Origin of the sequence: Allostella sp. (genome assembly GCF_041913585.1) — a bacterium.
Taxonomy (GTDB): domain Bacteria; phylum Pseudomonadota; class Alphaproteobacteria; order ATCC43930; family Allostellaceae; genus Allostella.
In genome coordinates this window covers 15,775-40,806 of record NZ_JAYSFE010000014.1, presented here as the reverse complement: position 1 = coordinate 40,806, position 25,032 = coordinate 15,775, and the positions used below count along the sequence as shown (strand labels likewise).

The following is a 25,032-nucleotide window of genomic DNA, read 5'->3' as shown; positions in this document are numbered from 1 at the left end:
GCATGCGCCCTTAGCTCAGCCGGATAGAGCACGCGCCTTCTAAGCGCGGGGTCGCTGGTTCGAGTCCAGCAGGGCGCGCCAACCTTGGTGGTCGATGCGGGATCTGCACGGCGAAGTGCGACCGGGCGAACCGCCCCGGACCGATGGGCCCTGGACCGACGGGCCTGCCGCCGACGGGCCTGCCGCCGATGGGTCCGGTGGCGATGGCGGAGCCTAGCCCCGCACCGGGCGGCCCGGCGCTCGCCGGGTCCTACGCGCGCTGGCGGAGCCGCCGCCTCGGCCAGGTGACCGACCGGCTCCAGGAAACGCTCGTCCTCGAGCTGCTCGGCCCCGTCGCGGACTGCGACGTTCTCGACGTCGGATGTGGGGACGGGGCCCTGGCCGCCACCCTGTCGCGGCGCGGTGCCCGAATGGTCGGGCTCGACCCCGACCCGCGCATGCTCGCGGCGGCCCGGGGGCGGGCCGAGGCGGGATCGCTCGGGCTGACCCTGGTTCCGGGCCGGGCCGAGGCCCTGCCGTTTCCGGCGGCGACGTTCGATCGGGTCGTCGCCGTGACCGCCCTCTGCTTCGTTCCCGAAGCCGACCGCGCCGTCGCCGAGATGGTGCGGGTCCTCCGGCCCGGCGGCCGCCTCGTCCTCGGCGAACTCGGCCGATGGAGCATCTGGGCGGCGATCCGGACGGTGCGCGGGTGGCTCGGCGCCCCGACCTGGAGGGCGGCGCATTTCCGGTCGGCGGCGGACCTGCGACGGCTCGTGGAGCGGCATGGACTGACGGTCGGCGAGACGCGCGGATCGACCTTCTATCCGCCCCTCGACGTCGCGGCCGCGCTGATGGAGCGCTGCGACCCCTGGCTCGGCCGCCGGACCACGGTCGGCGCGGCCTTCGTCGCGCTGTCGGCGGCCCGTCCCGGCGGACGTCACCCTTCGTCGACGTAGGCGACCAGCGTCTGGCGTCCGTCGTCCGTGCCGGAGCTCCGCAGCTCGTCGGCCCAATGGCGCATCAGCGCCACCTGCAGGCTGCCGTCGTCGACGTCCACGCTCACCGGGCCGCCGACGGCGAGCGGGGTCCCGCGCCACCCGAGCTCGATCTGGATGCCGACCTCGTCGTAGCGCATCCGCAGCTCGACCTCGCGGTCGGCCGCCACGAGCTCGGGCGCGAGCACGCTGAACTCCTCGAGGAAATGTTCCGCGCGGGCGATCAGATCGACGCGGGCACCCCATGCCCGCCCCTGCGTCTCGGCGAAGTCCTTGAGCTGGCCGAAGCCGGCGGCGGGCCGCCAGCGCGTGCCGGCCACCTTGGGCGCCCCCAGGCGCAGCACCGCGTTGAGGGCGAGCGCGAGGAGCATCGCGGCGGCGAGCGGCGAGCTCAGCACCTGCTGGACGAGCGACGGCAGATGCCCGTTCCCGTGCGAATCGGTGACGATGACGGCGACGACGACCGCCGTTCCGATGATGACCGTGCGCCGGGCATCGATGAAACGCTGCGCCAGCATCTGGATGCCGGCCCGGATCGTGAAGGTCGCGGAATAGAAGCAGGCGGCGCCGAAGATGCCGGCGGGGATCGCGTAGAGCACGCTGGCGGCGCCGGGGATGAGCCCGAGCGCGATCCAGCCGATGCCGGCGGCGACGCCGACCCGCCTCGCCAGCACGCCGTTGGCGGCGGCGAGGCCGACGCTGCCCGAATAGGTGTTGGTGCCGAGCACGCCGGCGATGCCGGCGACGACGCAGCCGAGCCCGTCCGCCAGGGTTCCGGCGCGGATCGACCGCAGGTCGACCGACTTCCAGTTCGGGTCGGCCAGTTGCTGGCAGGCGGTGAGGTCGGCGATGGCGCGCACGAAGCACGCCAGCGCACCGATCAGGAAGCCGGGCAGGAACTCCAGCGGCAAGGACGGCGCGGCCAGCGGCCAGGCCGGCGCGACGACGGCGATGTCGCGCGTCGCTGCCGCGACGTCGCCCGCGACGATCACGGCGACGGCATAGACGACGCACCCGGTCGCGACGCCGACCAGGACCGCCAGCGAGCGCAGGGCCGGGCCCGCCCACACCGCGACGGCGACGATGGTCGCCAGCGTGATCGCCGATGCGGCCACCTGCAGGGCGTCGGCATTGCTGCCGGGTCCGGCGCCGACGATCAGCTTCAGCCCGAACATGCCGAGCGCCAGCCCGAGCAGCAGGATGACGACGCCGACGATCTCCGGCGGAATGTAGGCGCGCAGCAGGCGGAGGCAGCGCGACAGCAGCATCTCGGTGCAGCCGGCGACGATCGTCAGCCCGGCGACCGCCCCCAGCCCGCCGGCCTCCGCCGCCGCGACGGCAAACGGCACGTAGAGGATCGTGCAGTGCCCGAGCAGGAGGTAGCCCGACCCGATGCCGAACCGCCCGAAGGCCTGGATCAGGGTCCCGATGCCCATCGCGACCATGGCCAGGCTGACGTAGAGGGTGATGGTCTCGGGATCGGCGCCGGCCGCCTCCGCCACGATGCGCGGGAAGACCAGGGTGACGGCGCTGAGCGAGATGTGCTGGAGGGCGTTCAGCCAGGTGATGCGGGCCGGCGGGACGTCGTCCACGGCGTAGCTGATGGAAGGCATGCGTCCGTTCCTGGCTGCGGCAACGGACGCCTACGCTACTGCGGGATCGACGTTCCGGTCGATGGTCGAATGCGCGGTCTGGTTGTGACGTTCGCGGCGCCGCAGTCGCGGCCTATGCGAACTGTGCGAGGCCGTGACCGACGGACCAGTTCTCCTTCGCGGCGTCCTGGACGACGACGAAAACGTCTTCCGGACGGATGCCGGGGCGCTCGCGGAGCAGGTCGGCGAGCCGCCGGAACAGCGCCTGCTTCTGCTCCACGGTGCGCGTGTCGAACACGATGAGCCGGATGTAGACGACGTCGGGGCTGCGGGCGACGCCGTAGGCGTCGCCGTGGCGGAAGTTCGCGGCGGAATGCTCGCTGATGGTCATGAATTGGTCGTCTTCCGGCACGTTCAGCGTCTCCCGCATCGCGCGGTAGAGGCCGTCGAGGATGGCCTGGCGATAGGAGTCCGGCTTTCCGGCGCGCATCGAGATGTGAGCGAGGGGCATGGGTTCCTCTCCGTCTTCTTCCGGCCCGACCTTAGGCGCAGTCGCGTGATTTTGACGAGATATCGATACGGATATCAGTGATAAGATCCCGAAATGAATGAGCGTCCCCTCGACCTGGAAGCCGTCCAGGCGTTCGTCCGGATCGCCGAACTCGGCAGTTTCACCCGTGCGGCCGAGGCGATGCGGACCAGTCAGGCCGCGGTCAGCCTGCGCCTGAAGCGGCTGGAGGAGCGGCTCGGCTGCCGGCTGGTCGAGCGGACGCCGCGATATGTCGAGCTTTCGGCCCTGGGTGCCGCATTCCTCGAAAGCGCCCGCGAACTCCTGGCGGCCCATGACCGTGCGCTCTCCGTCGTGGCGGGATCGCGCCAGCGCCTGACTATCGGCATCAGCGACCATGTCGCCGGGCCGGAACTGCCGGCGCTGATCGCGCGGATGAACGCGCAAGACCCGCAGCTCCTGATCGATATCCGGATCGGATCGTCGGGCGATCTGCTGCAGGGCTTCGATCGGCGGGAGTTCGACACGGTGATCGTGCGTCTCCACGCCGGGCGGAGCGACGGCGAACTTCTGGCCGAGGAAGCGTTCGGCTGGTTCGCGGCACCCGGCTGGCAGCATCGCGCCGGCGAGCCTCTGCCGCTGGCGACGATGGCCGAGCCCTGCGGCGTGCGGGCCCTGGCCGGCCGGCTGCTCGACGCGGCAGGCGTGCCGTGGACGGAGATCTTCGTCGGCGGCGGCGTCTCGGCGGTGGCGGCGGCCGTCATGGCGGGGCTCGGCGTCGCGGCGCTGGCGCCGCGCATGCTGCCGTTCGGCGCCGTCGACGTCGGCGCCCGACTGAAGCTCCCGCAACTGCCGCGCCTGCCGGTCCTCCTGCACACGCGGGTCAAGGAGGGACCGCCGCTCGCCGCGCTTACCGCCCTGTCGGCGGCCTTCCGGGCCGCAGTCCGGGGGTAGTCGGGGCGCCCCGGGGCGGGACGTGCCGCCGGGCGCGCCGGATGTCAGGTCGGCGCGCCTCGCGCCGGAAGGTCGGCCCGTCCGGCGGCGAGCGCGCTGTGGTGCAGCCGGTCGAGGGCCCGCGCGAGGGCGTAGCGCAGCGCGACCGGGTCGGGCGGTTCGCCGTGCGGCCAGGGCGGCATCAACTGCTGGGCACGGAATTCGATCGTCCAGAGATCCCGGGTCGCGGCCAGGATGCGCCGGTGCCGCTCACCCAGGCGGTCGAGCCGCTCGGGCGGCATGCCGCCGGCCAGCGCGTCATGGATGGCGCCGAGCAAGACGCCGAGACGGCTGCCGAAGGGCCTCCGCGTGGCCGGCGCGTGGTGCCGCAGTTCGGGCTGGATCGGCGAGGGCATGGCGGCCGGATCGAACGGCGGCACCGCCGGCGCCAGCAGGCGCGCGAGCCGCCCCGCCGGCTCGCGCCAGTCCTCCATCAGCGCGTCGTAGGACACGACGACGCGCGGCAGGTCGCGGGTGTCCCGCTCGGCGGCGAGCGTGTGGCTGGCCCATAGGAGGCCGGCGAAGTTCAGCGACAGCAGGTTGCGCCGCCGCAGCGACCGGGCGACCGCGGTCGGGTCGCGCACCACCAGCACCACGCGGACCTCCGCGCCAAGCCCGGCGAGCAGGCGGCGATAGAGCGGAACCATGCGACAGATGCGCGGATCCTTGAGCACGAAACAGGCGGAGCGGCCGAAGCTGGTGCGGAGTTGCTGCCGCAGCTCCGCCAGGTAGCCCGCCCGCGCCGCATCGGCCAGCCGGGCGAGGCGCGGCGGGCGCGGGTCGAACCAGCTGCTGTCGATCTCGCGGAGGAGCCGGTCGTGGACGGCGACCAGACCCCCGGGCTCCCAGTAGCCCGCCTGGTTGCCATCGCCGCCGGCAAGGATGTCCGTCGGCGGGTCGGCACCGAGGAGCGAAACCAGCCGTGCCACCGCGGAGGTCCCGCTGCGGTGCATGCCCAGCACCAGCACGGCGAGCCGCCGCTCCGGTGCGGCGTCCGTCATGCCGGCGGCGTCTCGTCCATCATCGGGCGAGGATAGCGCGGCCGGAGGCGCCTGCGCAGCGGGCGCGCGGAACGGGGCCGGCGGTCGCCGGCCCCGTCGCTCGGGGATAACCGCCGTCGGCTCTAGAAGGTCGGCAGCGCGCGGATCTGATCGGCGGTCGAGTTGTAGGCGAGACGACCCGCCGTCGAATGGTGCATGGCCTCGAGCGGCAGGGCCACCCGGCGCTCGACCTGACCCGGCCAGGGCCCGAGGCCGACGATCGCGAACGCGCGGCGGTCGGGCATGATCTGGACGTCGGTCACCTGCCCGACCCGGACCCCGTACATGTCCGTCACCTCGGCGCCGACGAGGCCGCCGACGCTGGCGCCGGCCACCGGCGCGGCCACGACGGGGGTCGCCACCGCCGGGGCGTAGTAGACCGGCTGGGCCGGGACATAGTAGGCCGGCTGCGGGTAGTAGACCGGGCCGCTCGACGGCGGCGGTGCGTAGCTGGTCGGCGCCAGACCCGGCGAGTGCGGCGGCATGCCCTCGCCCGGGTCGTTCGAGCGCTCGCCCGAGGGCACGGCCCCTGGCCGGCTCTGCAAGGGCAGGGCGGGATTGGCGGTGGTGTTCTGGTTCGAGCCGGACACCGAAAGGACCGGGTCGAAGGCGGGGTCGGCGGCCATCGCGGGCACGCCGGCGAGCAAGGCGATCGCGGCCGTCGCCGCAGCGAACTGGATCTTCATCGTTCACCTTCGAATTCGGGACGCGCTCCGTGCGGAGCGGCGCGGACCTGCCGTCCGCAAGTACCGAACTCAACGCGGGCGGCGCGCGCCCGTTCCCACGGCGCGCGCCGGCGGTGCTAGTCTGTCCGCCACGATCCCTGCGGACCGGCCAGCGCCTTTCCCCATGCCCACACGAGTCGATCTCGCCGTCTGCGCGATCTTCAAGAACGAAGCCCGCTATCTCTCGGAGTGGCTGGAGTTCCACCATCTCGTCGGGGTCCGCCGGTTCTTTCTCTACGACAACGGGTCGACCGACGACTGGCGGGCGGCGATCGCGGACAGCGGGGTCGGCGCGCGGGTCACCGTCCTCGACTGTCCGGGACCGACCCGCCAGCTGCCGGCCTATGCCGACTGCCTCGCCCGGTTCGGCGACGCGGCGCGCTGGATCGCCTTCATCGACCTCGACGAGTTCCTCTTCGCGCCGGACGGCGACCTGCCGGCGCGGATCGAGGCCTACCGCGATCACCCGGCGGTGGCGGTGAACTGGATGGTGTTCGGCTCGTCCGGGCACGAGTTGCGGCCGCCCGGGCTGGTGACGAAGGCGTATCGCCGGCGCGCCGATGCGGCGTTCGCCATTCCGCAGCCGACCTTCCTCAAGTCTCCCGGCCTCGACCCCGACCGGCTCGAGAGCTATCACCCGATGTCGGCCCATGTGAAGGTCGTGCTGCAGCCCGCGCTGGCGCTGCGGCCGATGACGCCGCACCATTTCCGCTATCGCGACGGGCGGCTGGCGGTGACGGAAAACGGCGAGCCGTTCGACGGCCCCTGGTCGCCCCGCGTCAGCGTCGAGCGCCTGCGCATCAACCACTACTGGAGCAAGTCCCGCCAGGACCTGGTGGAGAAGGTCCGCCGCGGCTACGCCTGCGCCGGAACCGGCCCCGGCCTCGAGCTGGCCGAGGCGATCGAGCGCTTCCTCAACCAGAAGGAGGACACGACGATCCTGCCGCTGGCGCAGCGGCTCCGGCGGTGGGACGGGGGCGCGGGCGTCAGTCGGTGAGCGGACGCGCCGCCTGGACGATGGCGTCGGTCAGGGCCGCCGCGACGCAGGCATAGCCGCGGTCGTTGAGGTGGATCTGGTCCGGGTCGAGCAGGACCGGGAAGGTGAGGACGCCGCCCTCGACCCAGTGATGCATCATCTGGAACCGGCGGAACAGCCCGACGCCGTTCTCGCGCGCCACCCGGTCGGTGGCGGCCAGCACGAGACGATAGATCGGCCGGGCCAGGACCTTGGGCGCGTACTGCGGGTCCATCAGGATCATGTCGGCGCCGATGGCGCGGGTCCGCCGGATGCCCTCGCGCAGCCGGTCCTCGTAGTCGCCGAGGGCGGTGGCGCGCAGCGCCGCGTTGGCGCCCACCTGCCAGATCACCAGATCGGGCTGGAGCGCCGTCACGTCCCGGTCCCAGCGTGCCAGCATGTCGGCGACGACCTCGCCGTTGACCCCGCGGTTCATCACCCGGATCCGCGTCTCGGGCATCTCGGCCGCCAGCATCCGCTTGAGCCGGCTCGGATAGGCCATCTTGGGATCGCTGGCGCCGGCGCCGAAGGTCGAGGACGAGCCGATCGCGACGATCGTCAGCGTGCCGCCCGGCACCAGGCGCTGGGCGGTCCGCGTCAGCGGCGCGTCGAGGCGCAGGAGGTCGTCCGGCACCTCGCACTCGTCGGTGCTCCATGCCGCCGCCGGCGCCGCGGGCGCCACCAGCAGGAAGGCCGCGGCGACGAGGCGCCGCAGCCGTTCAGCGGGCCGGGGTCGCCGCCTGGACGTCGTCGATGACACGGGCGAGCAGCTCCGCGATGCAGGCATGGACATGGTCGGCATAGGCTTGCTGGTCGGCCTTGGCGCGGCCGGGGGCGCCGAAGCGGTCCTCCTCGGTCCAGGCGCGCATGACCGCATGGCGATGGAAGATCGGGCTGGCGGTCCCGGCCGCGACCCAGTTCATGTAGTCGAGATAGGGGCCGAAATCGATCAGCCGGGCGCCGATCGGGCTGAACTGCATGTCCATCAGCAGCAGGTCCACCCGTGCCCGCTTCAGCGCCTCGGCCCCCTTCAGCAGCGCCGCCCCGAACTGCTCCGGCGCGACCTCCCGGACCGCGTCGACGGTGCCGGTCTGCCAGATCACGAGTTGCGGCTCGTCGGCGGCGACGATGTCCGGCATCTCTTCGACCATCGCCTCGCTGCCCCAGCCGCGCCGTCCGTGCGCCTCGACCGTGACCGGGATTCCGAGCCGCCGCGCGAGCGCAGCGGCGAGCTTGGCCGCGTAGCTCTTGCCGGGCGCGCTCGTGCCGGCGCCGCCGGTCGAGGCCGAGCCGACGATGGTCACCCGCAGCGGCGTTCCGGCGCGCTTGGCGGCGGCCACGGCCGGCAGTTCGCCCGCCGTTTCCAGCGCCGCCTCCGGCGCCCGGCAGTCGAACTTGCCGGCGGCGGCCGGCGCCGTCGCCAGGACGGCGGCGAGAAGGAGCAGCGGAAGGAAGGGCCGGTTCATGCCGCCGGCACGACCTGCGGGCGCGGCTGGCTCGCCTTCTCCGCCGCCTTGTACCAGCCGAGGATGCCCGCCAGCAGGGTCATCAGCAGGATGCCGCCGGCCCCGACCGCCAGCTGGGTCGGGATCGAGCCGTCGAACTCCAGCAGCACGAACTCGCCGGTGAAGGAGAGGAAGATCCCGACGCAGAAGACGGCGAGGCTGTGCTGGCCGCAGATCACCAGCGGATGCGCCAGCCGCGACGACAGGATCCGCGCCTGCGGTCCGACCCAGCAGGCGGTCAGATAGGCGAGCGCCAGGAAATGCACCGTGCGCAGCGGATCGAGCGAGGTCTTGTCGACCGGGTAGAGGTGGCGCGCCAGCCATGCCGGAACGCTGCCGTCGAGCGGCGGCAGGTGCCAGGAGAGCGCGATCCAGAGCGCGAAGGCGAGGTAGGCGACGGCCAGCGGCGCCAGCCAGCGGCGCTGCCGGCCGAGCCAGTCGAGCGCGGCCGGCATCCGGGTCGCGGCGGCGCCGAGGACGAACAGCAACTGCCAGGTGAAGGGATTGAAGAACCAGCCGGCATTGCCGGGATAGTTCGGCAGGTTCCAGCCGTAGCGCCGGGCCGCGACATAGAGCAGGACCGAGGCGACGACGACCGGCAGCGGCCGCCGCAGGATGCCCCACAGCGCCAGCGGAAAGGCGGCCAGCAGCACGATGTAGAGCGGCAGAACGTCCATGTTGACCGGCCGGAACTTCAGCAGCAGCGCCTGGATCAGGGTGACGTGCGGCTCGTCCAGGAAGGTGAGGACGTTCATTTCCTCGACGAACATCTGGTTGTCGAAGCGAAGCGCCAGGAAGGCGATCTCGGCGGTAAAGGCGAGGAAGAGCATCAGGTGGGCGACGTAGATCTGCCAGACGCGCCGCAGGATGCGGGCCGAGGCAAGGACGAATCCCTGGCGCTCCATCGCGCCGCCATAGGCGATGGCCGCAGAATAGCCGGAGATGAAGACGAAGATCTCCGTCGCATCGCTGAAGCCGTAGTTCCGGTTGGTGGCCCAGGTCAGCACATTGTAGTGCATGTGGTTGAGGAAAATGAACCACAGCGCGAGCCCGCGGAAGAAATCGAGCCGGAGGTCTCGGGTGCGTGTCGGGGCGGCGTGCGCCATGTGGGGGGTCCGGCGTCGGCGTCGGACGGCAATATGACCGCGGCGACGCCGGGCGGCAATCGCGCGCCTTCCCTTTTGCCCGGTCGCGCGATGATGTAGCCTCGGGCGGCCGGTACCCTTCGGGGTTTCAAAGGGAACGCGGTGCGCTCCTCCGTGGAGCAAGACCGCGGCTGCCCCCGCAACTGTGAGCGGCGAGTGCGGGGCCCATCGATGCCACTGGCGTCCGGGTGCGGACGCTGGGAAGGCGGGCCCCGTCGCGACGACCCGCAAGCCAGGAGACCTGCCGGCGCAGGAGGTCGTTTGCGTGCGCCGCGGCGGGGTGTCCGGGGCGTCGTGGTCCGGCGGGGGTTGCCCGCCGTTCCTCGGGTTCGCAGCGATCGTTCGGAGGACGGCCCTGCCCGGGATGGTCGGCGGGGCCGGTCGGAGATCGTCATGAACCGCTCGCCCGGGCCGCGCACGGCCCTGATCGCCCTGCTTCCCACCCTGCTGCCCGCCGCCGCCGCCCAGGAGCCGGCGCGCCTGGACGCCATCGTCGTCTCGGCAAGTCGGGTCGAACTGCCCGCCGACGAGGTCGGCAGCACCGTCACCGAGATCGGCGGCGACGAACTCCGCCGCCGCGGCGTGCAGCGGCTCGAGGACATCCTCGATCTCGTGCCGGGGGCGACGGTGCGCCGCACCGGCAGCATCGGCACCCCGGCCGCCGTCTCGCTGCGCGGCCTTGCCGTGCGCAACACGCTGGTGCTCCTCGACGGGGTCGAGATCGGCGACCCCAGCCGGGCCCAGGTGACCTACGAGTTCGGAACCATCCCGGTCGACGACATCGACCGCATCGAGGTGCTGCGCGGGCCGCAATCGACCCTCTACGGCGCCGACGCCGCGGGCGGCGTCATCAACATCGTGACGCGGCGGCCGACGAAGCCGTTCGAGGGCCATGCCGGGACCGAGGTCGGAACCTGGGGCACCGCCCAGGCCAGCCTCGGCATCCGCGGCAGCCTCGGCCGTTTCACCTACGGCGCCTCGGCCTTCGGTTTCCGCACCGACGGCTTCTCGTCCTTCCCCAAGGCGCGCGGCGGCCGCGAGCGCGACGGTCACGAGACCTGGGCGGGCCGGGCGCAGTTCGGCGTCGATCTCACCGACCGGCTGCGCACCGAACTGTGGCTGTCGCAGAGCGAGGCCCGCGTCGACTACGACCAGAGCAATGCCGACCTCTTCGACCAGTACTTCACCAAGCGCGAGCGCTACGTCCGCAGCACGACGACCCTGGAGGCGTTCGACGGGCGCTGGACGAGCCAGTTCGGGCTCGCCCATTCGAGCCACCAGCGCGACTACAAGGGGCGCCAGAACGTCAGCCTCGGCGACCATTACGACGGCACCCGCACCAAGCTCGACTATCTCGGCAACGTCCGGATCGCCCCCGGCCATGCCCTCACCTTCGGGGCGGAGGGTGAGTGGGACCGGCTCGACCAGGACACGCCGGCGGTCCTGGGCAGCCCCGACTTCGCCCGCATCGACGCCCGCGCCCGTACGCTGGGCGCCTTCGCCGAGTACCGGCTGAGCCCGATCGAGGGCCTCAACCTGACGGCCGGCATGCGCCGCGACGAGCACGACCGCTTCGGCGGCGCCACCACCTGGCGCCTGACCGGCGCCTACCGCGTCGCCGCCACCGACACCAAGCTGCGTGCTAGCTACGGCACCGGCTTCGTGACCCCGTCGCTCTTCGAGCTCTTCGATCCCTGCATCGGCAACCGGTCGCTGGAGGCCGAGCGCAGCCGCGGCTGGGACGTCGGGATCGACCAGCACCTGCTCGGCCGCCGCGTCGTCGTCAGCGCGACCTGGTTCGACTCCCGGATCGACGACCAGATCCGCTTCGACTACGGCCGCCCGGCGCCCGCCGGCTGCCCCTATGCCTTCGGCGGCTACCTCAACGTCGACAAGGTCCGTTCCAGGGGGCTGGAGGGCGAGCTTCGTGCCCGGCTCGACGAGCGCCTCGACCTGCGCGGCCAGTACACCTATCAGAACGCCGAGGACGCGCGGACCGGCAAGCGCCTCAAGGACGTGCCGATCCACCAGGGCGCCATCGCTCTCGACTGGCGCTTCCTCGACCGCGCCAAGGCCGGGGCCACGGTGCGGATGCGCGGCGAGAGCGACAGCGGCTTCGGCACCGGCACCAAGGCCGGCGGCTTCGTCACCGCCGACCTCCGCCTCGACTTCGAGGTGGCGGACGGGGTCACCCTCTATGGCCGGGTCGTCAACCTCTTCGACGCCGACTTCGAGGAGGTCTACGGCTTCGCCACCCCCGGCCGCTCGGGCTATGTCGGCACTCGCGTCCGCTTCTAGGCTGGCGGCCGTCCTGGCGCTGCTGCTGCCGGCGGCGGCGGCGGCGGCGCCCCGCGTCGTCAGCATCAATCTCTGCGCCGACCAGCTCGTGCTGGCGCTGGCCGACCCCTGGCAGGTGCTGGCGGTCGGCCGGCTCGCGGCCGATCCCGCGCTGTCGGCGATGCATCGCGAGGCGGCCCGCGTGCCGGCGACCGGCGGCTCGGCCGAGGAGGTGATGCGGCTCGGCCCCGACATCGTCGTCTCCGGCGCGGCGCAGCAGCGCAAGACGAACGCCCTCCTGGTGCGCATGGGGTTCCGCGTGCTGGCGCTGGGTGCCCCCGACGATGTCGAGGGGGTGGCGGCGATGATCGGCGACGTCGCGGCGGCGCTCGAGCAGGAGGCGCGCGGCCGGCACCTCGCCGCGGCGCTGCGGGCGGACTTCCGGCCGCCGCCCGGTCCGGCCGGGGCGACGGCGCTGGTCTGGCGTCCCAACGGCTTCGTTTCCGGCAAGGGGACCCTCAGCGACGCGGCGCTGGCGGCGGCCGGGCTCGCCAACCAGGCGGCGCTGGCGGGCATCGGTGCCTGGGGTACGATGCCGCTGGAACGGCTGGTGGCCGATCCGCCCGACATCCTCGTGATCGACGACCACATGCCGACCAAGTCCTCCCGCGCCCAGGCGCTCCTCGTGCATCCGGCGCTCGCCCGGCTCGCCCCGCCGATGCGCGTCGGCCAGGTGCCGACGGCGGAATGGCTGTGCCCGGGACCGTGGATGCGGGCCGCCGTCGACCGTCTGCGCGCCCTGGCGCGGCCCTGAACCATGGCCCGCGCCAATCTGCTGGTTCCCGCGCTGGCGGCGCTGCTCGTCGCCCTCGCGCTCGCCAGCCTCGCCGTCGGCTACGTGCCGCTGCCGCCGGCCGACCTCGCCGCCGGGCTTTTCGGCGGCGGCCCCGCCGCCCCCATCGTGCAGGAAATCCGGCTGCCGCGGACGCTCCTGGCGCTGGCGGTCGGCGGCGCCCTCGGGCTCGCCGGGGCGGCGCTGCAGGGCCTGCTGCGCAACCCGCTGGCCGAGCCGGGGATCGTCGGCATCTCCGCCAGCGCCGGCCTCGGCGCCGTCGTCGCGCTCTATTTCGGGCTGGCGGCCCTGTGGCCGCCGGCGCTGCCGCTGCTCGGCATGGCCGGGGCGGGAATGGCCGCCCTTCTGGTGCTGCTGCTGGCCAGCCGCGCCGCCGGGGTGCTGGCGCTGGTCCTGGCCGGGGTCGCCGTCTCCAGTCTCGCGGTGGCGCTGACGGCACTCGCCCTCAACCTCGCGCCCAACCCCTACGCGCTCTCCGAGATGCTGTTCTGGCTCCTGGGCTCGGTGCGCGACCGCAGCCAGGACGACCTGCTCGGCGCCCTGCCCTGGATGGCGGCGGGGGCGGCGCTGCTGCTCGCCGCCGGCCGCGGCCTCGACGCCCTGACGCTCGGCGAGGAGACGGCGGCCAGCCTCGGCATCCGCCTCGGCCGGCTGCGGGCCCAGATCGTGGCCGGCACGGCGCTCGCGGTCGGCGCGGCCGTCTCGGCCGCCGGCGCGATCGGCTTCGTCGGCCTCGTCGTGCCGCACCTGCTGCGGCCGCTCTGCGGCCACCGGCCGGCACGGCTGCTGCTGCCGAGCGCGCTCGGCGGCGCGCAACTGGTGCTGGCCGCCGACATCCTGGTGCGCCTGGTGCCGACCCGCACCGAACTGCACCTCGGCGTCGTCACCGCGCTCGTCGGGGCGCCCTTCTTCCTGGCGCTCCTCTTCTCCCTGGGGCGGCGATGACGGCGCTGCGGGCCGAGGACGTCTCGGTCGTCCTCGATGGCCGCCCGGCCGTCGATCGCGTCGACCTGGAAGTGCCCCCGGGCTGCCTCCTGGCGCTGGTCGGCCCGAACGGGGCCGGCAAGACGACGCTGCTGCGGGCCATCGCCGGCGGCCTCGCCCACACCGGGCGCATCGCCGTCGCCGGCCGCGACCTCCGCCGGCTGTCGCCGCCGCAGCGGGCGCGGCTCCTGGCCTACCTGCCGCAGCGCCGCGACGTCGCCTGGGGCCTGACCGCGCGCGAGGTGGTCGCCCTCGGCCGCCTGCCGCACCTCGGCTTCGGCGGACGCGAGGGGGCGGCCGACCGCGCCGCCGTGGCGGCGGCGATGGCGGCGGCCGACGTCGCCGACCTCGCGGCCCGGCGCGTCGACCGGCTGTCCGGCGGCGAGCGCGCCCGCGTCCTCCTGGCGCGCGCGCTGGCGCAGTCGGCGCCGCTGCTGCTCGCCGACGAGCCGACGGCGGCGCTCGATCCCTTCCACCAGCTGCAGGTCATGGAGGTGCTGCGGGCGGAGGCCGAGGCGGGGCGCGCCGTCGTCGCGGTGCTCCACGACCTGGCGCTGGCCGCGCGCTTCGCCCATCGCGTCGCCCTCATCGCCGACGGGCGGCTGGCCGCCGTCGGCACCCCCGACGCCGTCCTCACCGCCGACCGGCTCGCCGCCGTCTACCGCGTCACCGCGCTCGCCGGCACCCATGAGGGCGCGCCGTGGCTGCTGCCCTGGAGCCGGGTGTAGCGGGGCGGCTACGCCGTGGCCTGGGCCGCCGCCAGGACCTCCCGGGCCACGGCCTTGGCCTCGGCCGCGGCGCGGCTGCCGGGGGCGGTCTCGATCGCCGTGCCGCCTTCGCCGAGCGCGCTGGCGAAGGCGACGCGGCTGCCGAGCCCCGCCTCGGCGAGCTTGGCGCCCTCGGCCAGGATGGCGTCGCGCATGGTCTCGTTCAGGGTCGCCCGTGGCGGCACCCGGTTGAAGACGACGAGGACGGGCCGGCCCTCGGCCTTGGCCAGCGCCAGCGTCGGCCGGGTCGCCCAGACGTCGAGCGGCGTCGGCTGCACCGGGACGACGACGAGGCGTGCCGCCCGGATGACGGACCGGGTGTCGATCTCGCCGTGCGGCGGGGTGTCGACCAGGACCAGGTCGTGGCCGGCGGCGAGCCGCCCGGCGACGGTGTCGGCGCGCCAGCCGCTCGCCGTCTCGACCGGGATCGGCGGCCAGCGCCCGGCCTGGGCCGCGCGCAGCGCTCCCCAGGCGGTCAGGCTGCCCTGCGGATCGACGTCGACCAGGGCGACCCGCCTTCCGGCCGCGGCCCAGGCTGCGGCCAGATGGGCGGTGAAGGTGGTCTTGCCGGCGCCGCCCTTCTGCTGGGCGACGGCGACGATGATGCCCGTCATGCCTCGACCTCCTCGTCCGCGGCCGCCTCGACCGCCGGGGCGGCATCGTCGGCGACCGGCGCGATCTCCAGCGGATAGCGCAGCGCGGTGCCGTAGCGGCCACCGCGGCGGCCGCGCAGCACCAGCGGCGCCCGCTTCGACGATCCGGACAGATGCACGATCCGCACCGGCTCCCAGGGCGGCGCCGGGACGACCAGCCGGCGCGCCTCGGCATCCCACATCGGCGGGCAGAGGTGGCAGAGCCAGTTGAAGGTCGCCGGCAACAGGGCGACGGGCAGCCGGTGGTGGTGGATCGCGACGTTGATCGCGAGCTGGTCGGTCATGAAGACCGACGGCAGCTGCTCCTCCGTCTGCGCGGCGAGGCCGGCCCGGTAGAGCCATTCCCAGACCGACCAGTGCGGCGCCCCGGCGGCGATGCCGTAGACACCGACGTTGAACATCGGCTTCAGCTCCATCGTTCGGGCGGTCGCCGGGCCGAAGGCGTGGCCGTACCATTCCCGGTACTTGCTCCAGACGTGTGGCGCCATCTGCGAGGCGAAGTAGGCACGGTCGAGTTCGTAGGCGCCGGCCAGTCCGCGTTCCCGCGCCGCGTCGACGATGATCGGAATGGCGGCGGCGTCCTGGATCCAGGTGTCGGCGTCGAGCCAGACATAGACGTCGTGGCCGGGAAAGAGCGTCCGCAGGTGGAGCTTGCCGTAGAGCGTGCAGAGGCCGGGCGCGGTCCGCTCCAGGACCGTGCGGGCGGGGAAGTCGAAGTCCCAGCCGGCGCGGGCGACCTCGACCCCGACCTGCGCCAGGGCCGCGCGCTCGCGCGGGTGGAGGCCGCCGTCGACGAAGCCGATCGCATACTGGGTGCGGATCCCGGAGCGGGCGAGCGAGCGCAGGAGGCCCCAGGCCAGCCGGAACTGGGCATGGTCGCAGCCGGTGACGATGATCGGGCCCTTGCTCATGCCGGACCGCTCATGCCGGGTCGCTCGCGGGGGGGATCGACCGGCTCGACCCGGAGCGGGAAGCGCAGGTTCGAGCGGAAGCGGCCGCCGGCGCGGTCGTAGACCGTCATGGTGCGCTGGCCGGCATGGCCGGAGAGCTGGAAGATGGCGATCGCCTCGTAGGGCGGCTCGGGCTCGACGAGGCGGCCGCCCTCCCAGAGCGGCCGCTCCAGGTGGCAGAGCCAGTTCCAGCGCGCCGGCAAGGGCAGCACCGGCAGGCGCCGGTAGCGGATCGCGAGGTTGAGGGCCAGCGAGGACAGGGTGTGCGGCGTCTCGCCCAGGGTGCCGCCGCGGCGCACGGCCGCCGCCCGGGCCTCCTGCCACGCCGCCCAGTGCGGCGCGTCGGCGGCCAGCGAGAAGACGCCGATGTCGAGCGCCGGCCGTAGCCAGGACCGGCGCACCGCCTCGGGTCCGAAGATGCGCGCGAGCGCCGTGCGGTGGACGTGCCACGGCGAATGCTCGCTGGCGAGCGCCCGGTAGGCGCGGTCGATCGGGTAGGCGGCGACGATCGCGCCGTCGGCGGCGGCGTCGCGCATGACCGCGATGGCGCGCCGTTCCTGGACCCAGACGACGGGGGCCAGCCAGGTGACGACGCCAGTCGGCCGGCCCAGCAGTTCGGGCAGGACCGGCAGGCACGCGTCCCAGGGGGCCGGTCCCTCGGCGAAGCCGGCTTCGACCGTCTCGACCGGCAGCGTCCCGGCGAGGTCGCGGACGGCGCGGGCGGCGTCCGGACCGGGCACCAGTACATGCACGCGCGGCAGGCGGGCGCCGCCGGCCGCCGCCAGCGACCGCAGCAGGCTGGCCAGCAGGGCGCCGTCCGGGGGGCTCCAGGCGGTGACGATCATCCAGGACGGCCCGTATGCGGGGGGGCTGGCGGGCTCAGGCGCCGCGGACGACGAAGCCCGGGTTGAGGAAGTCGGGCTTGCCGTAGCGGAACGGGCTGCCGTCCAGCATCGTCATGCGGCCGCCCGCGGCCTCGACCACCGCCTGGCCGGCGGCGGTGTCCCATTCCGAGGTCGGACCGAGGCGCGGATAGAGATCGGCCACGCCCTCGGCGACCCGGCAGAACTTGAGCGCGCTGCCGGCGACCCGGCGTTCGGCGACCCGGGCGTCCGCGAGGTAGGCGTCGAGCGCGGCATTGTCGGCATGGCTGCGGCTGGTCATGACCACGACCCCGTCGGCGGGCGCCGGCCGGCAGCGGATCGGGATGGGCGCGCCGCCGCCGCGCCGCAGGGTCGCGCCGGCGCCGACGGCGCCCGCGTAGGTCTCGCCCTGGACCGGAATGTGGATCACGCCGGCGACCGGCCGGCCGTCGTCGACCAGCGCGATGTTCACCGTGAACTCGCCGTTGCGCTTGATGAACTCCTTGGTGCCGTCGAGCGGATCGACCAGCCAGAAGCGGTGGGCGCCGGCCGCCGCCGGTCCCGCCGTCTCGACCGTCTCCTCCGAGACGACGGGAATGTCCGGGGTGAGCGCCTGCAGGGCCGCGACGATCAGCCGGTCGGCGAGTTCGTCGGCGATGGTGAGCGGCGACGCGTCGGCCTTGGCGCGGACGCCGTGGTCGCCGTTGTAGACGCCGAGGATCGCCTCGCCGGCCTGTTCGGCGATGGCGCGGAGCGCCGGCAGCAGGGCGGCGGCATCCACCGCCGCCCGCTCGGGGCTGCGACCGGCGCTCAAGCGGCCTGCTTCGCGGTCTGCAGGATCGACCAGATGCGCTGCGGCGTCGCCGGCATGTCGACATGCGTCACGCCGAGGTGGCGCAGGGCATTGACGATGGCGTTGATGACCGCCGGCGGCGCGCCGATGGCACCCGCCTCGCCCGAGCCCTTGACGCCGAGCGGGTTGTTGCGGCAGGGCACGACGTTCCAGGCGAACTCGACCATCGGCAGGTTGTCGGCCCGCGGCAGCGCATAGTCCATCAGCGAGCCGGAGACGAGCTGGCCCGAGTCGCGGTCGAAGACGGTCGCCTCGTAGAGCGCCTGGCCGACGCCCTGGGCGATGCCGCCATGCACTTGGCCGGCCAGCATCATCGGGTTCACGACGCGCCCGAAATCGTCGACCACGGTGTAGCGGACGATCTCGACCTCGCCGGTGTCGCCGTCGATCTCGAGCTCGCAGACATGGCAGCCGTTGGGGAAGGTGGCCCCGGCCGGCGCGAAGTGGGCCACCTCCGAGAGTCCGGGTTCGATCTCGCCGCCGAGCGCCTCCGGATCGAAGGCCGCCTGCACCACCTCCTGGATGGCGACCTTGCGGTCGGTGCCGGCGATCTGGAAGACGCCGTCCTTGAACTCGACGTCGGCGGCGGCCGTCTCCATCATGTGGGCGGCGACCTTCTTCGCCTTCTCGATCACCTTCTCGACCGCCTTCTGCACGGCCGAGCCGCCGACCGGCAGCGCCCGCGAGCCGCCGGTGCCGCGGCCGAAATAGACGACGTCCGAATCGCCCTGGAGGACGCGTACGTTCTCGAACGGCACCGAGAAGGCGTCGGCGACGATCTGGGCATAGGCCGTCTCGTGGCCCTGGCCGTTCGACTGGTTGCCGACCAGCACGGTGACGCTGCCCGAAGGATCGAAGCGCACGGTCGCGGCCTCGTCCTCGCCGCCGCCGCACTGCTCGATGTAGGTCGAGAGCCCGATGCCGCGCAGCTTGCCGGCCTTGGCCGATGCCGCCCGCCGCGCCTCGAAGCCGTCCCAGTCGGCCATCCGCAGCGCATCCTCGAGATTCTGCCGGAACTCGCCCGAATCGTAGGTGATGCCGAGCGCCGTCTTGAACGGCATCAGGCTGCCGGGGATGAAGTTGCGGCGCCGGATCTCGGCCGGGCTCAGCCCCAGCGCGTCGGCGGCGAGGTCGGCCAGCCGCTCGACGAGATAGGCCGCCTCCGGCCGGCCGGCGCCGCGATAGGCGTCGATCGGCGTCGTGTGCGTGAACAAGCCCTTCACCCGGACCTGGATCGCGGGGGTCGTGTAGACGCCGGCCAGCATGCCGGTGCCGGCGAGCGTCGGGATGAAGGGCGCGAAGTTCGAGAGATAGGCGCCGAGATTGGCGCGGGTCTCGACCCTGAGGCCGAGGAAGCGGCCCTCGGCGTCGAGCGCGAGGTCGGCGCGGGTGACGTTGTCGCGGCCCTGCGTGTCGGACAGGAACGCCTCCTGGCGCTCGGCGATCCACTTGACCGGCCGGCCGACCTTCTTCGCCGCCCAGGCGACGAGGACGTGCTCGGGATAGAGGAAGATCTTCATCCCGAAGCCGCCGCCGACGTCCTGGGTGACGACGCGGACCCGATGCTCGGGCACCTTGAAGATGGTCCCGGCGAGCTGCGAGCGGATGAGGTGCGGCCCCTGCGAGGAGGTGTAGAGGACGAACCGTCCGTCGCCCTTCTGGAAGTCGCCGATCGCCCCGCGCGGCTCCATCGAGTTGACGACGAGCCGGTTGTTGACGAGCTCGATCGAGACCGTCCGGTGGGCCTTGGCGAAGGCCTCGGCGACGCCGGCCTCGTCGCCCTGCGCCCAGTCGAAGCAGAGATTGCCGGCGGCCTCGTCCCAGACCTGCGGCTGCCCCGGGTCGCCGGCGGTGGCGGTGTCGGTCGCCGCCGGCAGGGGGTCGTAGTCGATCTCGACCAGCTCCGCCGCGTCGCGCGCCTGGGCCATGGTCTCGGCGATGACGAGCACGACGGCGTCGCCGACGTGCCGCACCTTGCCCTCGGCCAGGGCCGGCCGCGGCGGCGAGACCGAGGGGCTGCCGTCGACGTTGGTGAGCGGCGTCAGGCAGGGCAGGTCGCCGATGCCGTCGGCCCGCAGGTCGGCGGCGGTGAAGACGCCGAGGACGCCGGGCGCCGCCTTCGCGGCGGCGGTGTCGATGCTGCGGATCGCGGCATGGGCGTGCGGGCTGCGCAGGATGTGGGCCACCGTCTGGCGGGGCAGGCTGAGGTCGTCGGTGTAGCGGCCGTTGCCGGTCAGGAGCCGCAGATCCTCGACGCGCCTGACCGCCTGACCCATGCCGAACTGACCCATGTGCCGTTCTCCCTCGACCGTCATGCAGGATTGGACTGCGCCGGAGCACGCGCCCGAAGCCCGGGATGATAGGGTGCGCCCGCCCGCCCGCCAACCGCTTCGCGGCGTCCGGACGCGCTTTGCGCGCAGTGCGCGGTCGCGTTGCGCCGGCCGGATCGAGTTGATATGACGGAACCCGCGTGTCGGCAGGGGCGGGCGGCCCACGCCGGAGTCGAGTTGGTGGGGGGCGTCGACCGTCTTTGTGGGGGAAGACGCCATGAGTACGAGTGCCATTCCCGAGCGGCGGCTGCGTCCGGGCGACCCGGCGCCCTGGTTCATGGCGCCGACGCATTCCAATCCGCGCTTCAGTTTCGACACCATGGCGGGACGGTTCGTCGTCGTCAGTTTCGTCGGCCGTGCCGAGAGTCCGGCCGGCCGGGCGCTGCGCGACTTCCTCGCCCGGCACCGCGACCGGTTCGACGACGCCAACGTCGCGATCTTCGGCGTGACCGGAGATCCGACCGACCTGACTGAGAAGCGGCTGGTCGAACAGGTCCCGGGCGTCCGCTGGTTCGCCGACGCCGACGGCGACATCGCGCGCCAGTTCAAGGCGGCGCGGGGCGACGACCCGACGGACGTCTACCCGCAGACGATCGTCCTCGACCCGGCCCTGCGGACCCTCGTCTGGGCCTCGCTCGCCGAGCCCGACCAGCACGCCCGGGCGCTGCTCGCCGTGCTCGACCGGCTGCCACGCATCGCGGAGGACCGCTGGTCGCCGGGGGTTGCCCCGGTCCTGATCCTGCCCCGTGTCTTCGAGCCCGCCTTCTGCCGCCGCCTCATCGACTATTACGAGGCGAACGGCGGCTTCGCGTCGGGGCACATGACCTCGCGGGACGGCAAGTCGGTCGGCGTCCTCGACCGCTCGCGCAAGCGCCGCACCGACTGCATGATCACCGACGAGCCGCTGAAGGACGGCATCCAGGGGCGCCTCTATCACCGGCTCATCCCGATGATCCAGCGCGCCTTCCAATTCAACGCCACCCGCATCGAGCGCTACATCGTGGCGCGCTACGACGGCGCCGACCGCGGGTTCTTCTTCCCGCACCGCGACAACACCTCGCCGGCGACCAAGCACCGCCGCTTCGCGGTCACCATCAACCTCAACGCCGAGGAGTACGAGGGCGGCGACCTGCGTTTCCCGGAGTTCGGCCGCCGCACCTATCGCGCGCCGACCGGCGGGGCGGTGGTGTTCTCCTGTTCGCTGACGCACGAGGCGCTGCCGGTGACCCGGGGCGTCCGCTACGCCACCCTGCCATTCCTCTACGACGAGGCCGCCGCCGAGATCCGCGCCGCGACCCGGCACCTCGTGGTGCCGGTGCCGAACGAGGGCGAGGATCAGCCGATCGCGGCCGAGGAATAGCGGCCCGCCGCGGCCGGGGCGGCGATCCGGACGAGGTCGCGCTTGCCGAGGAACAGGAGCATCCGCAGGACCTCGGCGCGGCGCTGGCCGGGGAAGGCGGCGAGCAGGTCGCGCACGGGCTGGTCCGGCCGTCGGGCGATCGCCGCCAGCAGCGCCTCGAAGCGGTCCGCGGCCGGCAGGTGCGCGAAGGCGTAGCGGAAGGAACCGGCCTCCCGGCAGGCCGCGACGACCGCGGCGGCGTCGGCGTTCGTCAGGCGGACCCGGTCGTCCTCGCCGACCATGCGGGTCGGGAAGGAGCGGAAGAGGTCGAGCGGATCGGGCGGGGCGATGGCGAAGGGCTCGGCGGTGGGTGGCCGGGTCGCCGGAGCGGCAGCGCGGATTTCGGCGAGGCCGGTCCAGAGCTGGCGCCAGTGCTGCATCACGGCCGGCCAGTCGAACAGGGCCCGCGCCCGTTCGACGCCGGCCGCGCCCATCTCGCGGCGGCGCTCGGGATCGGCGGCGAGGCCGCGGATCGCCGCGGCCGCGGCGCGGATGTCGACCGAAACCATCTGCCCCATGACCGCGCAGAACCGGTCGTAGTCGACGGCCTCGCCGAGATAGCTGCGCTGGGCCCCGCGGGCCGCCGGCGGCGGCGCCATCATGGTCGGGATGCGGAAGCCCTCGATACCGTCCCGCACCGTGTCGCGGTAGCCGTCCCAGTCGGTGACGACGACCGGCAGGCCCGCCGCCATCGCCTCGACCGGTGCCAGGCCGAAGGTCTCCTGGATGCTGTCGGCGAGCGACAGGAAGATGTCGGCGCCGGAGAGCGCGGAGCGCCGCTCGTCGTTGTCGGGGTTCTCGACGAAGGTGGTGCGCACGGCGTCGGAGACGTCGTCCGCCAGCCCCTGGAACGCCTGGCGGATCGAGCCGGTGGCGAACTGTCCCGCGAGCACGAACTCGAGCGGCCGGCCGAGCGCCCGGGCCGCCTCGCCGACGGCGGTGAACATCGCGAACGGGTGCGCCTTGGCATGCATGCTGAGGCGGCCGAAGAAGAGGACCACCACCGCGTCCGCGGCGATGCCGTGGCGGGCCCGCCACGCCGCCCGCCGCTCCGGGTCGCCGGCCAGCCGCGGCGCGTCGATGCCGAGCGGAATGATCGGGCGGGCGGGGCGCGGAACCGGCGACGGCAGGCCGGCCCGCGCCAGGGCCTCGTCGGCCGCGTCGAGCAGGCGGTCGACGACCGCGCGCGCCGCCCGCGAGGTGCAGACGAGCGCGTCCCACGGCTGCAGGGGCGCCAGGGCGTAGCGCTGGATCTCGCCCCACGACTCGCGGCTGGACAGGCTGTGGGTCAGGCCGATCAGGCTGTAGGCCCGGGGATCGCGACGGTGGCGCGCCTCGCGCTCGATCGCCGGGTCCTGCATCAGGACGGCGCCGCACTGGGCCAGCATGTCGCGCGACCGCGGCCCGATCCCGCGCGCCAGTTCGGGCCGGCCGGTGATCTCGCCGATCAGTGCCTTCATGTCCTCGTAGGTCGCCTGGTCGCGCACGTAGCCGGTGATCGTCCGGCCCGGGTGGTTGCGCACGTAGGCTTCGAAGAAGGTCTGCGTCGCGACCGTCAGGCCGACGATCAGCGGCCGCCCGGCCATCAGGTCGCGCGAACTGTAGCGGATCGCGGGCAGGGGGGCGGTGTCGGCGGCGGTCGGCATCGAGGCTCCGGGCGGGAGAGGCGGTGGCGGGCGGGGCGAGCCGGGCCGGCCTAGCGGCCGTCCATCGACCCCATGACGAGGTAGAGGGCCTTCACCTCGCGGCGCGGGATCGCGTACTCGCACGGCGGGTTGTACTGGCGCACGACATAGGCGTCGACCTCCGCGCGGACGAGGCGCTTCACCAGGGCGGTGTCGTCGGTCTTGACGATGACGACGTGGCTGAGGCGTTTCGGCGGCCGGGTCGGGTGGACGTAGAGCATGTCCCCCTGCTCGTACTTGGGCTCCATGCTGTCGTTGACGACGTACATCGCGAAGGCGCCGTTGACCTCGCGCAGCGCGTCGGGCCGGTCGATCCACTCGATCGGGTCGAAATCGATGCGCTGGCCGTCGGGCCCGGCCTGGGCGCTGCCATAGACCGGCAGGCGGCGCGTGCGGTCGAACTGCACCACGGGCGCGGCCTGGCGTGGGCGTGCCACCGGCGCCGGCGGCGGCGCCGCGACGGGCTCGACGCCGACCAGTTCCGGGGTGGTGCCGGCCAGCGCCAGAACGCGCGCCGGCGCGATGCCGCGCCCGGCCAGCATGCCCGCCACCCGGCGCATCAGGTCGACCGGCAGGTATGGCTTCTTGAAGCGGTCCTCGTAGTGCTGGTAGCCGGTCAGCGACATGCCGAGGGCATCTGCGGCCTGTCGCATCGACAGCCCCGCCTCCTCGCGCAGGGCCTTCAGGCCCCGGGCCGCGTCCGATGGCTCGACCATGGCCGGACCAATACCGCATAATTCGATTCAACGACACCCCCTCTTGTCCGATTAAACGCATAATACGTAACGTGGCCGCCGCAGCTTCCGCGAGACGAGGGAGGACGACATGGCGGCGCGCAGGGGACGGGACGAGGGGGTGGAGCCGTGGCCGCCGAGCCGGGAGGCCCTGGCGGCGGCCTTTGCCGGCGGCCAGACGCTGGCCATGGTCGGTCGTCGCCACGGACGTTCCCCGGCCTCGGTGTCGCTGCTCGCCGCGCGCTACGGCCTGGCGACGGCTCGCGCCGCCGGCCGCCTCGCCCGGCCACGACCGGCCGCCGCGCCCGACCGGGCGTGGCCGCCGTCGGATGCCGTCATCGGTGAACTGGCGGCGGCCGGCGTCGGCGACGGGCGGGCGGCTGCCCTGTTCAGCGTCCATCCCTCCACCTACCGGGCGTGGCGCCGCCGCCTGCGCGACCGCACCGCCGGCTGCGAGCCGGCCGAGGTCCCGGGCGGCGACGGGCCGTCCTACGGCCACGACCCGGCCGCGCGCTGGCCGGCCTGGGCCCGGTTCGCGGACGACGCGCGGGCCACCGACGCCGACCGCACCGGTCGCGTCGTCCGGCCGCCCACCATCGTCGAAGGCGCCAGTTCCCTGGCTGCCGTCGCGGGCTGACGGCAGTGGCCCGTCGCGGCCGGCCGCGCGATCCGGACGCCAAGCGCCGACGGCGCACCACCCGCGCCGCACGCGCTGCGGACGGCGCCGGCCCGACGCCCGAACTGCTGGCGCACCGCCGGCGGGTGGCCGGCGACCCGGCGGTCGCGATCGACTTCCCGCTCGATGTGCTGGCGGCCCGGCTGCGGCGCGACGCGGCGAGCGGCCTGGCACCGCCGCTGGTCGAGGCCGGCTGGCGCTTCGCCCGCCTCGCCTGGACGCTCGGCCGCGCCCCGGTGCCCCTGCCGCCGCGCTTCTGGGCCGAGCGGCTGCCGCGCGAGGCGGAACCCTCCGCGCATACGGAGGCGGAGCGGGAGGCCGCTGCCGTCCGCCGCCGCGCGCTCTACCGCGCGGCACGGCTGGCCCTCGCGGCGGCCGGCCCGGCCGCCGCCCGCGCGGTCGACGCGGCGGCGGTCGCGCTCGAGATGCCGGCCGACGCCGCCCGCCTCGCCGCCCTGCGCGCGGGGCTGCGGGAACTGGCCCGCCATTTCCGTCTCGGGCCGAACTAAAA

General features: G+C 73.7%; 24 protein-coding genes, 1 tRNA gene and 1 riboswitch. Of the genes, 11 read left to right on the top strand and 14 right to left on the bottom strand.

The genetic code is table 11. From position 1 onward, the window contains the following. Window positions 1–4 precede the first annotated feature (4 nt). Window positions 5–81, top strand: a tRNA-Arg gene (locus ACE3Q3_RS04605). A gap of 122 nt (window positions 82–203) precedes the next feature. Then, window positions 204–935 (top strand): class I SAM-dependent methyltransferase, encoded by a 732-nt coding sequence (locus ACE3Q3_RS04600; RefSeq protein ID WP_374442567.1) that lies wholly within the window; start codon window positions 204–206, stop codon window positions 933–935. Here the strand turns inward: ACE3Q3_RS04600 and ACE3Q3_RS04595 are convergent. Together ACE3Q3_RS04595 and ACE3Q3_RS04590 are read right to left on the bottom strand one after the other, a co-directional pair. Beyond that, the gene (locus ACE3Q3_RS04595; protein ID WP_374442563.1) at window positions 917–2,587 is read right to left on the bottom strand and encodes a solute carrier family 23 protein; all 1,671 of its coding nucleotides are present in this window, start codon (window positions 2,585–2,587) and stop codon (window positions 917–919) included. The genes ACE3Q3_RS04600 and ACE3Q3_RS04595 overlap by 19 nt on opposite strands. 112 nt (window positions 2,588–2,699) lie before the next feature. Next, window positions 2,700–3,077: a tautomerase family protein gene (locus tag ACE3Q3_RS04590; protein ID WP_374442560.1), complete on the bottom strand. Its 378-nt coding sequence runs from the start codon at window positions 3,075–3,077 to the stop codon at window positions 2,700–2,702. A 93-nt stretch (window positions 3,078–3,170) separates the two neighbouring features. Between ACE3Q3_RS04590 and ACE3Q3_RS04585 the strand changes: the two genes are divergently transcribed. Next, window positions 3,171–4,028, top strand: a complete 858-nt coding sequence (locus ACE3Q3_RS04585) for a LysR family transcriptional regulator (protein ID WP_374442558.1) — start codon at window positions 3,171–3,173, stop codon at window positions 4,026–4,028. Window positions 4,029–4,072: 44 nt separating this feature from the next. Here ACE3Q3_RS04585 and ACE3Q3_RS04580 read toward each other — a convergent pair whose 3' ends face one another. Further along, entirely contained in the window at window positions 4,073–5,068 is a 996-nt protein-coding gene (locus ACE3Q3_RS04580) for a sulfotransferase family protein (RefSeq protein ID WP_374442555.1), read from the bottom strand. Window positions 5,069–5,190: 122 nt separating this feature from the next. Next, window positions 5,191–5,793, bottom strand: a complete 603-nt coding sequence (locus ACE3Q3_RS04575) for a PRC-barrel domain-containing protein (protein ID WP_374442551.1) — start codon at window positions 5,791–5,793, stop codon at window positions 5,191–5,193. Between the two features lie 163 nt (window positions 5,794–5,956). Between ACE3Q3_RS04575 and ACE3Q3_RS04570 the strand changes: the two genes are divergently transcribed. Then, window positions 5,957–6,829, top strand: coding sequence for a glycosyltransferase family 92 protein (locus ACE3Q3_RS04570; RefSeq protein WP_374442547.1), 873 nt, complete (start codon window positions 5,957–5,959; stop codon window positions 6,827–6,829). Here the strand turns inward: ACE3Q3_RS04570 and ACE3Q3_RS04565 are convergent. Genes ACE3Q3_RS04565 through ACE3Q3_RS04555 form a run of 3 tightly spaced genes read right to left on the bottom strand, consistent with a single transcriptional unit; the run spans window position 6,819 to window position 9,458 of the window. Then, window positions 6,819–7,607, bottom strand: a complete 789-nt coding sequence (locus ACE3Q3_RS04565; protein WP_374442544.1) for an SGNH/GDSL hydrolase family protein — start codon at window positions 7,605–7,607, stop codon at window positions 6,819–6,821. The two genes, ACE3Q3_RS04570 and ACE3Q3_RS04565, sit on opposite strands and share 11 nt — an antisense overlap. Then, window positions 7,567–8,313, bottom strand: a complete 747-nt coding sequence (locus ACE3Q3_RS04560) for a GDSL-type esterase/lipase family protein (protein ID WP_374442542.1) — start codon at window positions 8,311–8,313, stop codon at window positions 7,567–7,569. Before ACE3Q3_RS04560 ends, ACE3Q3_RS04565 begins: the two co-directional genes overlap by 41 nt. Further along, window positions 8,310–9,458, bottom strand: coding sequence for an OpgC domain-containing protein (locus ACE3Q3_RS04555; RefSeq protein WP_374442539.1), 1,149 nt, complete (start codon window positions 9,456–9,458; stop codon window positions 8,310–8,312). Before ACE3Q3_RS04555 ends, ACE3Q3_RS04560 begins: the two co-directional genes overlap by 4 nt. Window positions 9,459–9,551: 93 nt before the next feature. Further along, a riboswitch (cobalamin riboswitch) is annotated at window positions 9,552–9,761 on the top strand. 129 nt (window positions 9,762–9,890) lie between these two features. On the opposite strand from ACE3Q3_RS04555, the gene ACE3Q3_RS04550 reads away from it, so the two are divergent. The 4 genes from ACE3Q3_RS04550 to ACE3Q3_RS04535 are packed head-to-tail and all read left to right on the top strand — an operon-like array spanning window position 9,891 to window position 14,339. Further along, entirely contained in the window at window positions 9,891–11,795 is a 1,905-nt protein-coding gene (locus tag ACE3Q3_RS04550; RefSeq protein WP_374442536.1) for a TonB-dependent receptor plug domain-containing protein, read from the top strand. Then, window positions 11,770–12,588 (top strand): ABC transporter substrate-binding protein, encoded by an 819-nt coding sequence (locus tag ACE3Q3_RS04545; RefSeq protein WP_374442534.1) that lies wholly within the window; start codon window positions 11,770–11,772, stop codon window positions 12,586–12,588. Before ACE3Q3_RS04550 ends, ACE3Q3_RS04545 begins: the two co-directional genes overlap by 26 nt. Window positions 12,589–12,591: 3 nt before the next feature. Continuing rightward, on the top strand, window positions 12,592–13,572 hold the full coding sequence (locus ACE3Q3_RS04540) for a FecCD family ABC transporter permease (RefSeq protein WP_374442531.1): 981 nt from the start codon (window positions 12,592–12,594) through the stop codon (window positions 13,570–13,572). Beyond that, a complete protein-coding gene (locus ACE3Q3_RS04535) occupies window positions 13,569–14,339 on the top strand; it encodes an ABC transporter ATP-binding protein (RefSeq protein WP_374442528.1) in 771 nt (256 codons plus the stop codon). Before ACE3Q3_RS04540 ends, ACE3Q3_RS04535 begins: the two co-directional genes overlap by 4 nt. 8 nt (window positions 14,340–14,347) lie before the next feature. Here the strand turns inward: ACE3Q3_RS04535 and parA are convergent, their stop codons facing one another. The 5 genes from parA to ACE3Q3_RS04510 are packed head-to-tail and all read right to left on the bottom strand — an operon-like array spanning window position 14,348 to window position 19,988. Beyond that, complete coding sequence (gene parA / locus ACE3Q3_RS04530) at window positions 14,348–14,992, bottom strand: ParA family partition ATPase (RefSeq protein ID WP_374442526.1); 645 nt, start codon at window positions 14,990–14,992, stop codon at window positions 14,348–14,350. Then, window positions 14,989–15,942, bottom strand: coding sequence for a hypothetical protein (locus ACE3Q3_RS04525; protein WP_374442523.1), 954 nt, complete (start codon window positions 15,940–15,942; stop codon window positions 14,989–14,991). The genes parA and ACE3Q3_RS04525 overlap by 4 nt, the downstream gene beginning before the upstream one ends. Beyond that, window positions 15,939–16,826, bottom strand: a complete 888-nt coding sequence (locus ACE3Q3_RS04520) for a hypothetical protein (protein ID WP_374442520.1) — start codon at window positions 16,824–16,826, stop codon at window positions 15,939–15,941. The genes ACE3Q3_RS04525 and ACE3Q3_RS04520 overlap by 4 nt, the downstream gene beginning before the upstream one ends. Before the next feature lie 34 nt (window positions 16,827–16,860). Continuing rightward, window positions 16,861–17,658, bottom strand: coding sequence for a 3'(2'),5'-bisphosphate nucleotidase CysQ (gene cysQ / locus ACE3Q3_RS04515; protein ID WP_374442517.1), 798 nt, complete (start codon window positions 17,656–17,658; stop codon window positions 16,861–16,863). Further along, window positions 17,655–19,988 carry a xanthine dehydrogenase family protein molybdopterin-binding subunit gene (locus ACE3Q3_RS04510; protein WP_374442514.1) on the bottom strand — a complete coding sequence of 778 codons (2,334 nt, stop codon included), beginning with the start codon at window positions 19,986–19,988 and terminating at the stop codon, window positions 17,655–17,657. Before ACE3Q3_RS04510 ends, cysQ begins: the two co-directional genes overlap by 4 nt. Before the next feature lie 256 nt (window positions 19,989–20,244). On the opposite strand from ACE3Q3_RS04510, the gene ACE3Q3_RS04505 reads away from it, so the two are divergent. Next, on the top strand, window positions 20,245–21,387 hold the full coding sequence (locus tag ACE3Q3_RS04505) for a 2OG-Fe(II) oxygenase (RefSeq protein WP_374442511.1): 1,143 nt from the start codon (window positions 20,245–20,247) through the stop codon (window positions 21,385–21,387). On the opposite strand, the gene ACE3Q3_RS04500 is transcribed toward ACE3Q3_RS04505, so the two are convergent. Then, on the bottom strand, window positions 21,363–23,072 hold the full coding sequence (locus tag ACE3Q3_RS04500) for a glycosyltransferase family 4 protein (RefSeq protein WP_374442508.1): 1,710 nt from the start codon (window positions 23,070–23,072) through the stop codon (window positions 21,363–21,365). The genes ACE3Q3_RS04505 and ACE3Q3_RS04500 overlap by 25 nt on opposite strands. 50 nt (window positions 23,073–23,122) lie before the next feature. Beyond that, window positions 23,123–23,827 (bottom strand): S24 family peptidase, encoded by a 705-nt coding sequence (locus ACE3Q3_RS04495; protein WP_374442504.1) that lies wholly within the window; start codon window positions 23,825–23,827, stop codon window positions 23,123–23,125. Window positions 23,828–23,936: 109 nt separating this feature from the next. On the opposite strand from ACE3Q3_RS04495, the gene ACE3Q3_RS04490 reads away from it, so the two are divergent. Then, window positions 23,937–24,482, top strand: a complete 546-nt coding sequence (locus ACE3Q3_RS04490; protein WP_374442501.1) for a hypothetical protein — start codon at window positions 23,937–23,939, stop codon at window positions 24,480–24,482. A gap of 5 nt (window positions 24,483–24,487) precedes the next feature. Next, a complete protein-coding gene (locus ACE3Q3_RS04485) occupies window positions 24,488–25,030 on the top strand; it encodes a hypothetical protein (RefSeq protein WP_374442498.1) in 543 nt (180 codons plus the stop codon). Window positions 25,031–25,032: the final 2 nt, after the last annotated feature.